The following is a 15572-nucleotide window of genomic DNA, read 5'->3' as shown; positions in this document are numbered from 1 at the left end:
TTATTTGACGGTAACTTTCACTGCGACATCTGCACCATAATCATTAATGTTGTTAACGGTCAGGGTCTCGCCTTTGCTCACCGCTGAAGAGAGGGCGATGGTCTGGCTGGACTGCGGGGCAAACATGACCGTTTTGCTGTTGAGCGCTTTGCCGCCGTTACGGGAGATACGGCTTACGGTGATATAAAAGGGCGTTGGGTTACTGACGGACAGGCTGCTGCCGTTAGCGGAGAGCGCCAGTTTTTCTGCCGCAGCGTCGCGATTGCCTAGCCCGGCAGGGCGATAAATAAACTTAAAGCGCGAACGAATCGCCAGCTGCAGAATATTTTGCCCTTCGTTTTTCTGGCTGGCCTCAACCGGCGGTATTTCCAGAAGGTTCAGCCACCACAGCGTCTCTTTATCTTTAGCCAGCCCTGCATTACTGCCGAGCTTAATACGCAGGGTTTGACCGCTTTTCGCATCAACGCGGGAAATAGGCGGCGTGATAATAAAGGGGGTCGTAATGGTATCCGGCGTCGCGTCGGCATTACCGTTATCCAGCCAGGCTTGCGCCAGCGCCGGACGGTCGGCGGTGTTAGAGAGCTGCACCGTTATTTCTTTTTCATTTCCTGGATAAATAAAGCGGGTACCGTTAACAATAATATTATTGGCATGGGCCGCAAAACTAAAAATGAAACAGAAAAAAAGGGCAATACGCTTCATGCTGACCTCAGAATAAAAAAATAAGCGGCAGCAGTGGCCGCTTTATTATTGTTGTATACCCTGAATAATTCGAATTGCAGAAAGGCGGCCAGAGAGTGACTGGGGTGAGCAAACGTCGCCAACGCCTGTGCCATTCGAAGTATGACGGGTATAGACCGCCCCGGCGCGAGACGGCTTTATCTCTCAGTCGATATTACTGATAAGTAATTTCGTAAGTCGCGTAGCTGTTAACCACACCGGTGGTAACCGTGGTCGGGGTGCTGGTCGCATAGCCGACGTAGTAAGTGAAGCGCGCGCCATCCTGAACGGCAGAGGCATCACCGGCCGCTTTAGGCTGGGTGCTGTCGCCCGGGATGATTTTGTTGGTCAGCGCGGTGGCGTTATCGGTGGAGAGAACCAGCTGGATATTCTGCGCGCCGGCGGCTTCGGTGTTAGCCAGGTAGCCCTGCTGTTTAGCGGTTGCGCCCGACAGCAGGTTACCGCCGGTCCAGTTCACACCCAGTTTGCTCACATCATCCTGTTTGGTGCCATCAGCCGCCTGGCAGTCAGAAACATCGATGGTGAAAGATTTCGGTTTCAGATAGGTATCCGCCGCGGCAGCTTTAACTTCCGTTAAAGTCACTGGTGACAGATAAACGTTCGCATCGCTGCCCTGGCCGTTTACGGAAACAGTACAAGATACGTCGGTAACTTTACCGAAGAAATTAACCTGACCGCCGCCTACATTGGTATCAGCAGCATTTGCCGCAGCCATACCAAAAAACGCAGTTGCCATTGCAGCAGAGAGAAGAACCTTTTTCATTGCCATTTCCTTGTCAGAGTGAATTAAGTATCAATGAGCAAACAGTTAATACGCACAAAAGTCAGAAGCGATTTGCGATGCTCACTTGTGCAACTGTTAATAGAAACTTCGACTGACCGGAGGCCGCAATATTTAAGGCGTCAGGAACGAATTCAATGAAATAATTCGTCGAGGCTGTCGGCGTCAAAGAATGCTATTTCGAAATTAAATATACATTCTTTTACAACTTGATTGAGACTGTTTTATGGATTAGCGCCTATTAATAAACAAAAAACAATCAGCAATTCCATCAAAGACATGTTGACTTTTGTCAAACATAACATAGGTAATGACTCCAACTTATTGATAGTGTTTTATGTTCAGATAATGCCCGATGACTTTGTCATGCAGCTCCACCGATTTTGAGAACGACAGCGACTTCCGTCCCAGCCGTGCCAGGTGCTGCCTCAGATTCAGGTTATGCCGCTCAATTCGCTGCGTATATCGCTTGCTGATTACGTGCAGCTTTCCCTTCAGGCGGGATTCATACAGTGGCCAGCCATCCGTCATCCATATCACCACGTCAAAGGGTGACAGCAGGCTCATAAGACGCCCCAGCGTCGCCATAGTGCGTTCACCGAATACGTGCGCAACAACCGTCTTCCGGAGCCTGTCATACGCGTAAAACAGCCAGCGCTGGCGCGATTTAGCCCCGACGTATCCCCACTGTTCGTCCATTTCCGCGCAGACGATGACGTCACTGCCCGGCTGTATGCGCGAGGTTACCGACTGCGGCCTGAGTTTTTTAAATGGCGGAAAATCGTGTTGAGGCCAACGCCCATAATGCGGGCGGTTGCCCGGCATCCAACGCCATTCATGGTCATATCAATGATTTTCTGGTGCGTACCGGGTTGAGAAGCGGTGTAAGTGAACTGCAGTTGCCATGTTTTACGGCAGTGAGAGCAGAGATAGCGCTGATGTCCGGCAGTGCTTTTGCCGTTACGCACCACCCCGTCAGTAGCTGAACAGGAGGGACAGCTGATAGAAACAGAAGCCACTGGAGCACCTCAAAAACACCATCATACACTAAATCAGTAAGTTGGCAGCATCACCAAGCAATGAGTGTTTATAACTATTTGAAGCTAAATGGAACCATGAAGAAGAGAGGGCAAAGCCTTGCCCTCTCCATCTCATGCACTGATAAATCATCATAAAAATGATCATTAACAGCACGTACCACTATATGCTAGTCCGTAATAAATATAATCCCAGCCGACCCCATATGCAACCTTTCAATCTGCACTGCTACTCATTAAACAACGAGTTCATCATTACACCTTATAAGCTGTAAAGTAAAAAAACTCCCTACAGGCTGTTTTTTTACAATTATTGAACATATTTTAAACTAATCAACATGGTCACCTACTTATGGATACTGCATTTCCAGTTAAACTTCTCAGTCAGTTACGCCCGCTTTTAATTGGTTTTCGTAAATCGAAAGGATTAACTCAAAGAGAATTATCTGCCAGATTGGGTGTGACTCAGCAGACTTACGCTCGTCTTGAGGCAAATCCTTCAAAGGCAAGTTTTCAGCGACTCTACAAAGTGTTAAATATTTTAGGAGTGGAGATGTCCCTTAATTCTGCGCCTATTTTAACGGATGCAAGAACTTCAAAATTTGTAGAAAAAGAGTTTGATTTACCGGCAAGGAGTGAAGATTGGTGATAGTTGCGCGTATGCAAAACGATGGGTGAAGAAGCTTTAGGACCTCATCTAAATGTTTCTTCAATCAAACCTTGATACCTATTGCATCACATTTAAATCAGAAAGTGTGTGTCATAATTCCTGTAACTTCGATGTAAATGCAACTTTCGTGAATTTCGAAGGAACGCCACATGGCTGTTATCCGCCACGTCAGTATTCAGAATTCTCGGTCCATTGGGCTACCCCCACGCCCGTAGATAAATTGTGTCTTCACGACGAGGCCTATTCGAAGGCCTCAGGACTGACGCCGCCGAGATGACTGTGGCGTCGGGCCCAGTTGTAGAACATTTCAATGTAATCGAAGATATACTCCCGGGCCATATCACATGTTATATATATGTGTTTCCTGAACCGTTCTTTTTTCAGCGAACTGAAGAACGATTCGGCCACCGCATTATCCCAGCAGTTGCCGCAAAATGGCATGATAGCGCGGTTATGGGTGGCGTGGTTTAAAATTTAAATCCTAACGTGTTTGAACATATGGTGAAAACAGTGATCTACCACAGGGATCCCCAGCTAATTCCTTTATAGCAGTATATCTTAATGTGGCTTCGCAACTACCCACAAATCATCAGGGCCGAGATAGCTCAGATTGATCTGGCCGTTATTCATAGCGACCGTCGCTCGCACAAGTCCTCGCCGATTAAGGTTAAGAGGGTGTTGTAGCAGACCAATCGCGTGCCCATCTGGTGCAAGCACTAGCGGTTGTCCGTTCCAATGAAAGAGACCGACTGGAGTTCCGGAAGGCGCCGGAACATCGAACCAATTGACGTTTCCAAGATAATCTCGCCGCGCCCAAGAAAGGTTGTCTGACGGAGCAAATTCCTGGATGAATTCGAGCCATATAGTCCGAGCTTCGGCCGTTGGCCAGTTTGGTTGTGCCGAATAGACAGCGAGACCAGGTGAACGCAACCAATCGCGCAATTCCGCCCCGTTCGTGAAGTTAGCAGCCGTATCGGTGACGGCTTTGATGGCCGCCTGTCGTGAATTAAAACCCGCCTGGATCAGTATTGAGGCTGAGCGGTTCATCGTCCCCGTTTCGACAGCTGGAACAGCAAGGCCGAGTTCATAATCTTCCAACGCTAGTGCTGGCATGCCAACGGTATCACCGTTGGCGGCGGCACGTACCCGCAACGCCTCCATAGCCCAAGGAAGACGATAGCCCAGACCGCCCTCAATAAATTGCAATGCGTCTACCTCCTCTCCGGCGATCATCATTGCCAACGGATGCCCAAGCAGCCAACCTCTGAGGATTTCACGCCAATTCGCCGGGAGCGTGTCTGGTTCAAACGGATAAAAGGTGAACACGCGTTCGGCGATATCTGTGATCGCAGTGATTGCAGCCTCATGATCTGATACAACCAAGGCTGCATTAGCTTGCATGAGCAGATTGTTCGTCTCCGGTGCAATTGCATCCAGCGCACGTCCAGCTTCAAGGCCAAGCCCAGCCAGAAAATAACCACGCCGTGTGACGGCAGTCGAATTCGCCCAGATATAACGGCTCCGAGTAAACAGCGCGGTGCGATAGGCAGCCCGTGATTCGTCGTTAACACGCAGCAGGCGGCGTTGCCAGAGTGAAGATTGGAGAATACTGTCGAGAGCGGTCTCGATCTGGTCATCGGGTACATCGGCCTCACCAATGAGACTGAGAATGGCGGTATCTAGTGTCGCCATATGGCGATCCCACTCTTTCAGCGCCTGCTCTCGCTCATCAACCTTTTCACCGGCAACCTCTGGGAAGACCCACGCAGCAGCATTATTGACAACATAGTCGATCAAATGGTCGAGATCACCGCCAATGTGAGAGTGCATGCGGCTCAGCAGCGAGAAGATGAGCTGGATGAGCCCGCTTTCCATCTCACGAGCACCGTGGTCTTCTATCAGATTGACCCATTTGTTGTGCTTCCTGTTATTCACATCTTCAAAGATGGGATAGAGAACAAGGCCTTCTACATCAATATAAGCACGGCCTGCTCGGCCGATGACATTCTTGAATTCCGAAACCTTGATCATTTCACCGTGCCGGTAGAGCGAGTGCATGACGACCGCTGTCGCCGAGAGATTGAGTCCCTGCGCCAGAGTCGGCGATGAGATCGTGACCTTGAGTATACCTTCTCGCAGAAGGCGCTCGATTTCCTTGCGATAAGCTGTCGGCAAGGCACCATGGTGAAGAGCCACACCAAGCCGAAGGCATTTCAGAATATAGCTGTCTGTCCCAAGCCATTCCTCACCGAGTGCTATAGCGATCTGCAAAGTGGTCAATTCGACTGTTAGCAAAGACTCGAGTGCACCGCGCGAGTGCAAGTCAACGATGACCTTGGCAAATGGTTCGACGCTGCGACGCTCTGGGCAATAGATCAACACTGTCTGACCATCTCTGACTAGACGCCATGCGGTTGCAAGGCTCAACTCCTGCTGATTGTCCGGAAAGAGTCGGTTGCGACACTTCTTCGGTGGTACGAACAGCGGCGGTGCCGCACCAGTCAGAAATCTGGGCACAAATGGCCTTTCCTCACCAACGCGAAGATTTAGGCGCGCTGTCGGCGAATTCCAAGTGACCTCGCCGAACCGCAAACGCGTCGGACGCCAATCGTTCTTAATGGGACCTCCCGGTTGATCGCGCCGTAGCCACGCCGAGAAGTCTTCCATTTGATCTCCGTCCGGAAGAATTGCCGATAGACAGACTATGCGGCGTTGATCTGCGTCCTTACGACGTAAGAGGCGCTGAATCTGAACCTCGTAACGAACTTCGCGCTCACCTGAACCAATCATATGGCCCTCATCGAAAACGAGCAAGCCCACATCGTCGAGCAGTGACGGATCGTTCCTCAAGGCGAAATCGAGCTTCTCTGGGGTTGCGACAACAATATCACGCCCGCGGATGGCATCTTCGTCGAAGCCGGACACTCCGATACTGCCATAAAGGGCAGAAATGGTCTTGCCGAGTGGCCCGAAGGTACGCTGAAGTGTGGCTTCGGTTTGCGCAGATAGAGCGCGAAGCGGGGTCACGACAATGGCACGCCTCCCACCGGCTAAACATCTCAGAATAGACAATTCAGCGATGCGGGTCTTACCTGCGCTGGTCGGCAACGAAACAACGAGGTTGTCGGTCTGGTTGACAGCTCGCGATGCCGCTTCAATCTGCGACGGCCACAAGTCGACCTCTGCCCTTGGGCGTCGAGCGAGCAAGCCAATAAAGAGTTCACGAAGGACAGGCCACGAAGGGGCAACGCCGCCAGCGGGAAGCAGCGGAACTTTTTCGTGGAAGGTGTTCGACCAGAAATCTTTAAGCAGATGGATAGCAATCCGGTGCACCCACCATTGCGGTATAAGGTTCAGCTCCCCGCAGATATCGAGGTTTTCACGAAGCTGGGCGATCGCTTTTTCGAGAAGAGTATATTCACCGCGATCTAGGGCGAGCAGGAACATCGAAAAGGCACCGAAGAAAACATCTGTCAGTGCGAGATTCAGGCCTTCGAAAAGAAAGTCCTTTCCATCTCGTTCCGCCGCATCGGCAACGATGGACTCGGTGAGATGCTGCTGTAAGAATGTCGTAATGGTCGCATCAGATCCACGACCATCGAGACGAAAGGTATATACGCGTGTACGCAGCGAATTGATATCTCGGCGTATCAACAGAGTTAGCGCATGCTCGATCGGCGAGAAATTTGCTTCATCGGCCACAATTGCGAGGAGGGAATAGGCCCGGGCAGAAAGGTGCGCGAGGTGATAACTGGCAGCTGCAAGGAGAAAATGGAAATCGCGATCAGCTTCTTCGCGATTGCCGTTGGCCATGACCGACTCAAGCGCTGTCGCCGCCTGTTCGAATGCGATCCGTGCTTGATTCGGGTCGCCATCTGACTCTAAAAGGCGCAGACCTAGTCCAAGCAAACCATACGCGTAACTGTGAAGATCGAAGCTGAGTTGAGCCGAGAAATCCGGCGCACCAGGAGGAAGAACACCGTCACGCCAGATCATTGCACGTGCCTGACCTCGTGCAATTAGCCTGCCGCGAAAGCCGACCGTCGCCGCGTCCGTTATAGCAGCAATGATAGCATCAGGGGTTGTTGGCATCGGCAATTACTCGATCGTAGACGGCTCCGACAAAAGCAGCATGGTTGTCGATATGCAAACCGACACCCCATTGTCCAATCGGGCCAGGATAGGCCTGTAGCGCCTGTGTTAGGAGCGTCTGTGGTGGGTTACCTGAAAACGTGAAGAGTAGATGTTTAACGCTCTCGGGCGGGATACCGTGCCGGTAGAGTGCCTCGTCGATTGCGTCTACGAGCGGTGCATCGGTGCCTATCTCCATAAGTCTGGCCGAGATAAAAGATAACGCATGCGACGAGGGAAGGCCGCTATCCTTATCTAAGCCGCTCCGAGCCTCCTCAAGCGTTTGAGCGCGCAGGTTAATACGGCTTTTAGCTTCTGTTTTCAGGAAGCTGAGTCGCTGTGTTTCAGCGTCGAGAAGCATACCGATGACATCATCGCCGCGCATTGCCATATTTCGATGATCCTTCCAGCGCAGTCTTTTGATAGGCGCTCGATAACCGCTGTACGCATCAATCCATTCTGTTGCATAGATCTCGCCAAGGTCACCCGACCTAATATGCGCAGTTTGCGGAAGGAGATCGTTGAGCATTTGAGCAGCTGCTGTCTTACCTAACTTCGCAAGCGCGGCGGCAATCCGCTCCTCTGTAGTGTAGTGGGCGGGGATAGCCCTAGCTGTCATCTGAATGCCAGTCGCAATATCTCCTGGCCGGCCCGTCATGACTCGAACATGGTGATTACCTAATGGCATGTCAGCCGAGTCGCACCAATCATAGAACGGGACCATACCCTACTCCTTAATTCGAAAAAGGTTAGACTTCATGCGATGACCCTTTTTTCACTAACAACCATTCGTAGAGCGATTGCACCTTGGAAGTTGGGTGTAACATTTCTGCAAATGTAGGTTTTAGTCGTATGCTGAGACCCGGGTATAACCGTCAGTTAATTCGTCCGCTGCCCCAGTCAATGAAAAATTGATGGGAATTTTAACAGTTTGTAAGCCTAATAGGCAGTGATCTCCCAATACTTTTACGATTGTCGAAAAAAATCATTGTCTTATGCGTTTTTTGCTCCTCCCTCTGTTTTGGGTACCCCCGTGTCCGTAGATGAAACTAGCTGAAACTTGTACAAGATACACTTTCATCGTAAGGAAATCCTATACATATAGAATCGGTGACGTGAATTAAACTGTGCCATACATTGGACTGGCTGTTGAGCTACACAAAATCAGGGATGAATATCTCTCAGGCCCCTATCAATCCTTGCTGCGATTTTACTGGTAGGAGATACTCCTGAAACTAAGAAGTGTCGATTCAGATTATGGTGCCTTTCGAAAATTGAGATATCTTATAAAATGGGGGCCAGGCCAATCACTTTTGTGATAATAAAGCCAGTATAAAGTGGTTCCAAAATCCTTTAAGATCTTGGAACCATAATGAAAATCACATCAGATCCAAAATTTCTGCAAAACTATTAATTGAATAATCCGGTTTAACTCTTGAAAATGATTCCTTCAGTTGCTCTTCTCTTTCAACATCTTTATCAGTCCAGTGTGTTATTTTCACTAAAATTTCCCATAGCTCGGGAGCAAACTGACGACCATAGCGAGCCCAAACAGCTTTCATTCCAATAGACTTTGCCATTGATATATCTTTAGTAATAGAGTCACCAACATATACCGCATCTTTAATATCTACATTTTCAGTGAGACAAATGTGCTCCAAGAGTTTTGGGTTAGGCTTAGGGAAGGTGCGAATAAGCAGGTCATTTCTTCCCAAGCTGACTCGCTGATTAAAATTTCGCGGATCTGGGCCGATTTTTTTCCCGCAAACACATCGAATCAGCCTATTTAGGCTATTTTTTCCACCATTTCTGGCGTTATTTCCGGTTTTTACTGAGATCTCTCCCACTGACGTATCATTTGGTCCACCCGAAACAGGTTGGCCAGGGTGAATAACATCGCCAGTTGGTTATCGTTTTTCAGCAGCCCCTTGTATCTGGCTTTCACGAAGCCGAACTGCCGCTTGATGATGCGAAACGGGTGCTCCACCCTGGCACGGATGCTGGCTTTCATGTATTCGATGTTGATGGCCGTTTTGTTCTTGCGCGGATGCTGCTTCAAGGTTTTTACCCTGCCGGGACGCTCGGCGATCAGCCAGTCCACATCCACCTCGGCCAGCTCCTCGCGCTGTGGCGCTCCTTGGTAGCCGGCATCGGCTGAGACAAATTGCTCCTCTCCATGAAGCAGATTACCCGGCTGATTGAGGTCATGCTCGTTGGCCGCGGTGGTGACCAGGCTGTGGGTCAGGCCACTCTTGGCATCGACACCAATGTGGGCCTTCATGCCAAAGTGCCACTGATTGCCTTTCTTGGTCTGATGCATCTCCGGATCGCGTTGCTGCTCTTTGTTCTTGGTAGAGCTGGGTGCCTCAATGATGGTGGCATCCACCAAAGTGCCTTGGGTCATCATGACGCCTGCTTCGGCCAGCCAGCGATTGATGGTCTTGAACAATTGACGGGCCAGTTGATGCTGCTCGAGCAGGTGGCGGAAATTCATGATGGTGGTGCGATCCGGCAGGGCGCTATCCAGGGATAATCGGGCAAACAGGCGCATGGAGGCGATTTCGTACAGGGCATCTTCCATGGCACCGTCGCTCAGGTTGTACCAATGCTGCATGCAGTGAATACGCAGCATGGTCTCCAGCGGATAGGGCCGTCGGCCATTGCCCGCCTTGGGATAAAACGGCTCGATGACTTCCACCATGTTTTGCCATGGCAGAATCTGCTCCATGCGGGAGAGGAAAATCTCTTTTCGGGTCTGACGGCGCTTAGTGCTGAATTCACTATCGGCGAAGGTGAGTTGATGGCTCATGATGTCCCTCTGGGATGCGCTCCGGATGAATATGATGATCTCATATCAGGAACTTGTTCGCACCTTCCCTAGAATAAGAGAGGCTTCTGATGTTGCTGCCTGTGCAGTCTTGGCAAAATCATCCAAGGATATGACCAGAGTGATGTTCGACCCTCGTGCCGCATCCTGTGCTCCAGGTTGGAAACCAACCTCACTGACCATGATTCCTCGATCGGCACCAAGGTCATCAATGAGGCTCTTGAGAGCAAGCACCTTTTCCTTAGGAACGCGAGTTTTCCACAATTTGCATTCGATTACCCAAGTACAGAGGATACCCGATCGAAGGAAGGTCGCGTAGACGTCAATATCATGGGGCGCTCGAACACCTTTGGCTCGATAATCAACCAAAGCATTACATCCAAGACGTCGAAATACTTCAGCTGTGGCCTCCTGATAAACTCGCCAGTCCGCGTAGCTCATGCAACTCCCCAATAATATGGCTATATTTTTTTCTGTGTGCCATCCAGCTTGCGATGAATAAGCGAAACCAACGTAAGGATGTCCAGCGCATCCAATTCAGACATGGGCCAATTCTTCTTAGGCGAATGGGCCAGTGGATTGCGCACAGCGCCGAATAGACCAATGAGTAGGTTCGCAAAACCTTTTTGTTCACTCTTTTCTGAGTCGGTAGTGAGCGGTCCCAAGGTCAGAACTGGTTGTTGTCCGGTAAATGCCTTGTTCACCAAGTCAGCACCATCGCCGCTCAACCCAGACAACTGACGAATACGTTCCGCAACCCCTTTCGTCGCCTCGAAGACGGCATGAAAATAGTTTTCGTCCAGAAGTTCTGCACGACAATAGTTCAAAACTTCTGCATGCACAGCACGGTTTTCGAGTGCAGCCTTAAGTCGCCCGGCGCGGGCTCTGGCTGAATCGAGTGTTGTTGCTTTAGTAGCGTTCGTGACCTTACCATCTTCGCGGACATAAAAGCCGGAAAAAGCTAGGACAACATTGAGTTCATCACGCCTCCAGGTAAATACTGCTGGATCACGAGCGTAATTTACCGGATTCATCGCACGGTTAATGAACATTATGAGATGGTTGCCGACCTGATATTGGTTCTGCGCACCTACGAGCGCATTATACAGCCGTTTCCATTTTGTCATGCTTGGCGATGTGTCGGCAACTTTGATTTCTTGTAGGAGTCGCTCGATCTGCGCCCCACTCAAGCCACGTTCGGTATCAGCAAGAACGCGACAAGCGGCCTCAAGGTGCTGAGAGTTGAATAATGGAATACGTATCATAAATTACCTTTTTATCACCTTTCAGACCCACTCGAGCGCCGTGATAATCGATTGTCCCTCAGTACCGACCTCCACAAACAAAGCGTGATCGTAGCCAAGCTGCTGCTTATAACCTTGAAGTTTCAGTAGATCGATTCGTCTATCGACGCGACTCGTTGATTTTTTAAATTCTAAGACCAGATGATTCTGTTGTGTACCTCGCCGATGCACGATCACATCAGGAAATACTGTCTTTGCTTCAACGTCTTCGCTGTCTGGATAAAGCTCCAAATGTCTGAGCCGTTTAGGTTCTACACCATCCCGGTTATATTCGCAATCTACATTCCAACCGGGGAAAGATAGCTGGAGGTACATCGCAAAGCGAAAGGTAATGGACCGTTCGTTAGCATCAATACTGAGTAGATCATGATCATTGAATAGTAGCTCGGACAATGCATGTGACACAGGTTCGCCTGGTTCACATTGATTGAGGTAGCGTATTTGAGCCGGGGTCAGTGCCATTATCACGCTCGCATATTTAAGGAATTTTATTGGATTTTTCAGTACGCATTCGGTTACCAACTAAAAGGTATAATAACTGAATACTAAAACCTGATGTTCATCACAAAATCAGAAAAACCAGTTCATGAAGCAATGGTAGAAAATTCGTATGATTTGTGTTCAGCTACTTGCACAGTTATGAACCAAAACTTAGTTCATAAGTGCATGCTTTGATTGCTCGATGAGAAAAAATTATTTAATTACAGTGGGTTGCAAAGTTTTTTATTATAAATTAAATTATGTATTTCCCTCAAACCCAGAATAGTTAAATGCAATTTGGTATTTGATGAATGCTTAGTTCATACCCCTTAGCTGACGCCGTTCCATCAAATCCTTACCCTTCCCTTATCTGCTACGGTAAAAAGTTTTCGTCAGATGACCCCGAATGCAGATCCCTCTTTAGCCATTCTCAGTTTGGCGGTTCCGGTTGGTACACAGTGATGAAAAACGATAAGGTCAGAGCTGTTGTCGCCTTCGAGTCAGGAAGCCAGGAAACGGTTTTTTTCATTCCTGGAAAAGCTCCCCCTGCTAATCCTGACTGAAAACTGCAGGACATGACTGTCTGCCTTGAGCAAAAGCAGACAGTCACTTTGATTTTCTACCGTAAATTTTTTCTTTTTTTATAATCAATGTATCGGGCTAGATATTTTTGTAACAACTTTATAAGTTAAAGATCTGCCGCAATAACAGATTCCTTTATTTATAATTAGAGGTTTGCAACGTTGTGATAGACTTTTTGAACATCATCGTCATCTTCAAGGGCATCAACGAGTCCTGCAAAGATTTCTAAATCTTCTGGTGAAAGTTCAACTTCTGATTGAGCAATCATTTCTAATTCTGTTGTTGAGAATTCAGTAATCCCTGCGGCTTTCAGGGCTGCAATTCCTTTATGAAGGTCTGTAGATTCAGTATAAATAACGATGTTTCCCTCTTCTTCGGTTACATCGCGAACATCTACATCAGCATTAAGCAAAATTTCAAAAATATGGTCAGGATCTGTTCCTGCAAATACAATCACCCCGGTATTGTCAAACATATAGCTGACAGCACCTGCTGCTCCGATATTCCCGCCTTTTTTATTGAAAATTGAGCGGACATTAGCAATCGTACGGTTAACATTTGACGTCAATGTTTCAGCGATAATCAGTGAACCACTTGGACCAAAGCCTTCGTAACGCCCTTGCACGAACGTTTCATCGCTGCCGCCTTTGGCTTTATCAATTGCTTTATCAATAACGTGTTTAGGAACCTGTGCTTGTTTCGCACGTTCAATAACGAATTTTAAAGCTGAGTTTGATTCTGGGTCTGGTTCACCTTGTTTGGCAGCAGCATAGATTTCCACACCGAATTTTGCATATATATTAGACGTTGCACCGTCTTTAGCAGTTTTTTTAGCAACAATATTTGCCCATTTACGTCCCACTGGAATAGTCTCCTCAGAAATTCATTTACATTACACGCAGATTAATAACCTGCAAATTTTTCCGCGATATTATATCATGATATGTAAACTCTCGTCCATGAAAAACAAAATATCCATGTTTTACTAAATGTTACTTTAATTTTATCAATAGTTAACATTATGGATATGTTATTTTCGCTTTTTTTAGATCTTTTGTTTTTTTATTTTAATAGTCGAATGACAGCGATAATACATAAATAAAGAGAAACTGGAGTAACAATCCAGGTATAAATACCCACTTAAGATTAATGAACGCATCTAATCCAGATCTTTTCTTCAGCAATGTTTGGCTGATGTTTACTTCTTAATCATGAAAGCCTGAGGAACAGATGCCATTGCTGGTCGCCCCGCTTTCTTGTAACCTTCTTCCCGTTGCACTACTGACAAAATCTGGAACCACTGAACTGGACTTCATATGAATGCTCATATTTCTAAAGACCCTTTACATGGCGTAACGCTTGAAATGCAGGTCAATGCACTGGTTGATCGTTATGGTTGGGCTGAGCTGGCGCAACGCATTAATATCAACTGCTTTAAAAATGAGCCGAGCGTTAAATCCAGTCTGAAGTTTCTGCGCCGCACGCCGTGGGCGCGGGCAGAAGTTGAAGCGCTGTACCTGGATTCACTGCATGACCTTGCCTCAAATAACACCACCGAACCGGCGTTCGATCCCTGGGCTAACAGCCGAAACAAGAAGAATTAAGAGCAAAATCTGATGTCAGCATCCGGTTTTATTTCAGCAAATTATCAGAAAAAACTGGCGACTATTCTCGCCCGTTCCCGAGCCAGGCTGCCGCGAACCAACATGAAATGGTTTGCGCTGCTCGTAGGCAGTATGTTGCTACTTGGCAGTTGTTCTTCACAGCCGCCCGGTTCAAAAATCACCCCACTGCCCCCGGTGGGCAAACCGCAGCAGAGCAAGGAGCCGGTACGCGGTATCTGGCTGGCAACGGTTTCGCGTCTTGACTGGCCGCCGATTTCATCCGTCAACATCAGCTCGCCTGCCGTTCGTATCAGCCAGCAGCAAAAGGCGCTGACTGACAAGCTGGATAACCTGAAACGTCTTGGTATTAACACCGTTTTTTTCCAGGTGAAGCCCGATGCCACTGCGTTGTGGCATTCTACAATCTTGCCGTGGTCAGATACCCTGACCGGTAAGATTGGTCAGGATCCGGGTTACGATCCGTTACGGTTTATGCTCGATGAAGCGCATAAACGCGGAATGAAAGTCCATGCCTGGTTTAACCCCTACCGCGTGTCCGTGAACACTAAACCGGCAACGGTTACCGAATTAAACAACACGCTGTCACAGACGCCTTCCAGCGTTTATGTCCTGCATCGAGACTGGATCCGTACCTCGGGCGAGCGTTTTGTGTTAGATCCCGGTATTCCCGAAGTGCGTGACTGGATAACCAGCATCGTGGCTGAAGTGGTTGAGAATTACCCGGTTGACGGCGTGCAATTCGATGATTACTTCTATACCGAGTCTCCCGGCTCTGCGCTCAACGACAGCCAGACCTTCAGAAGATACGGCCAGGGATTTGTCTCCAAAGCTGACTGGCGGCGCGATAACACGCAACGCCTGATCGCTCAGGTTTCACGAACCATCAAGAAACTCAAACCTGAAGTTGAATTTGGCGTCAGCCCTGCGGGCGTGTGGCGCAACCGTTCGCACGATCCGGCGGGCTCCGACACGCGCGGCGCGGCAGCCTATGATGAATCGTATGCGGACACCCGCCGCTGGGTGCAACAAGGCTTGCTGGACTACATCGCCCCGCAGCTGTACTGGCCTTTTGCCCGCGATGCGGCGCGTTACGATGTGTTGGCGAAATGGTGGGCAGATGTCGTCAAATCAACCAACACCCGCCTGTATATTGGGGTGGCGTTGTACAAAGTCGGTGAGCCGTCGCGAAAAGAACCTGACTGGACGGTCAAAGGCGGTGTGCCGGAGCTGAAAAAACAGCTCGATCTGAACGAGTCTGAACCGCACATTAACGGCACAATTTTGTTTCGCGAAGATTACCTTAATCAGCCGCAAACGCAGGAAGCCGTGACCTATATTCGCAGTCGTTGGGGGCGTTAATGGTCGTCCGTATTGGATTTATAACGCAAGAGCGT

General features: G+C 48.8%; 13 protein-coding genes and 2 pseudogenes. 3 read left to right on the top strand and 12 right to left on the bottom strand.

The window, feature by feature from the left end; translation table 11 throughout:
- From HV237_RS12305 to HV237_RS12295, 3 genes are all read right to left on the bottom strand, one after another.
- Positions 1–702 carry a molecular chaperone gene (locus HV237_RS12305; protein WP_000820820.1) on the bottom strand — a complete coding sequence of 234 codons (702 nt, stop codon included), beginning with the start codon at positions 700–702 and terminating at the stop codon, positions 1–3.
- Positions 703–895: 193 nt separating this feature from the next.
- Complete coding sequence (gene mrkA, locus HV237_RS12300; RefSeq protein WP_000756958.1) at positions 896–1504, bottom strand: type 3 fimbria major subunit MrkA; 609 nt, start codon at positions 1502–1504, stop codon at positions 896–898.
- A 339-nt stretch (positions 1505–1843) separates the two neighbouring features.
- Positions 1844–2541 (bottom strand): IS1-like element IS1B family transposase gene (locus HV237_RS12295; protein WP_249415294.1). Its coding sequence is split into 2 segments (ribosomal slippage): positions 1844–2292 and positions 2292–2541, totalling 699 coding nucleotides; the frame shifts between segments, so codons are not numbered across the junction.
- 370 nt (positions 2542–2911) lie between these two features.
- Between HV237_RS12295 and HV237_RS12290 the strand changes: the two genes are divergently transcribed.
- On the top strand, positions 2912–3208 hold the full coding sequence (locus HV237_RS12290; protein WP_001542733.1) for a helix-turn-helix transcriptional regulator: 297 nt from the start codon (positions 2912–2914) through the stop codon (positions 3206–3208).
- A 261-nt stretch (positions 3209–3469) separates the two neighbouring features.
- On the opposite strand, the pseudogene HV237_RS12285 reads toward HV237_RS12290, so the two are convergent.
- The 9 genes and pseudogenes from HV237_RS12285 to HV237_RS12245 form a co-directional block, all read right to left on the bottom strand.
- Positions 3470–3658: pseudogene (locus HV237_RS12285) on the bottom strand (IS3 family transposase); the annotation flags it as partial.
- A gap of 129 nt (positions 3659–3787) precedes the next feature.
- Positions 3788–7321 (bottom strand): DEAD/DEAH box helicase, encoded by a 3534-nt coding sequence (locus tag HV237_RS12280; protein WP_181541555.1) that lies wholly within the window; start codon positions 7319–7321, stop codon positions 3788–3790.
- Complete coding sequence (locus HV237_RS12275; protein WP_000248889.1) at positions 7305–8084, bottom strand: Hachiman antiphage defense system protein HamA; 780 nt, start codon at positions 8082–8084, stop codon at positions 7305–7307. Before HV237_RS12275 ends, HV237_RS12280 begins: the two co-directional genes overlap by 17 nt.
- A 655-nt stretch (positions 8085–8739) precedes the next feature.
- The gene (locus tag HV237_RS12270; RefSeq protein WP_249415293.1) at positions 8740–9207 is read right to left on the bottom strand and encodes an HAD-IA family hydrolase; all 468 of its coding nucleotides are present in this window, start codon (positions 9205–9207) and stop codon (positions 8740–8742) included.
- A complete protein-coding gene (locus tag HV237_RS12265) occupies positions 9189–10169 on the bottom strand; it encodes an IS5-like element ISKpn26 family transposase (protein WP_181541554.1) in 981 nt (326 codons plus the stop codon). Before HV237_RS12265 ends, HV237_RS12270 begins: the two co-directional genes overlap by 19 nt.
- Before the next feature lie 69 nt (positions 10170–10238).
- Positions 10239–10628, bottom strand: a pseudogene (locus HV237_RS12260) (restriction endonuclease); the annotation flags it as partial.
- 20 nt (positions 10629–10648) lie between these two features.
- A complete protein-coding gene (locus tag HV237_RS12255; RefSeq protein WP_000619352.1) occupies positions 10649–11452 on the bottom strand; it encodes a TIGR02391 family protein in 804 nt (267 codons plus the stop codon).
- Positions 11453–11473: 21 nt separating this feature from the next.
- Positions 11474–11953 (bottom strand): hypothetical protein, encoded by a 480-nt coding sequence (locus HV237_RS12250; RefSeq protein ID WP_001542736.1) that lies wholly within the window; start codon positions 11951–11953, stop codon positions 11474–11476.
- Between the two features lie 745 nt (positions 11954–12698).
- Positions 12699–13415 (bottom strand): YebC/PmpR family DNA-binding transcriptional regulator, encoded by a 717-nt coding sequence (locus tag HV237_RS12245; RefSeq protein ID WP_016153084.1) that lies wholly within the window; start codon positions 13413–13415, stop codon positions 12699–12701.
- Positions 13416–13869: 454 nt separating this feature from the next.
- Here HV237_RS12245 and HV237_RS12240 point away from each other — a divergent pair, with 454 nt between their 5' ends.
- Together HV237_RS12240 and HV237_RS12235 are read left to right on the top strand one after the other, a co-directional pair.
- Positions 13870–14157, top strand: coding sequence for a VF530 family protein (locus tag HV237_RS12240; RefSeq protein WP_016153085.1), 288 nt, complete (start codon positions 13870–13872; stop codon positions 14155–14157).
- Between the two features lie 12 nt (positions 14158–14169).
- Entirely contained in the window at positions 14170–15537 is a 1368-nt protein-coding gene (locus tag HV237_RS12235) for a glycoside hydrolase family 10 protein (protein ID WP_047359101.1), read from the top strand.
- Positions 15538–15572: the final 35 nt, after the last annotated feature.

This window comes from Citrobacter sp. RHBSTW-00570 (assembly GCF_013739755.1).
Taxonomy (GTDB): domain Bacteria; phylum Pseudomonadota; class Gammaproteobacteria; order Enterobacterales; family Enterobacteriaceae; genus Citrobacter; species Citrobacter braakii.
This window is presented reverse-complemented; position numbering and strand designations above follow the sequence as displayed.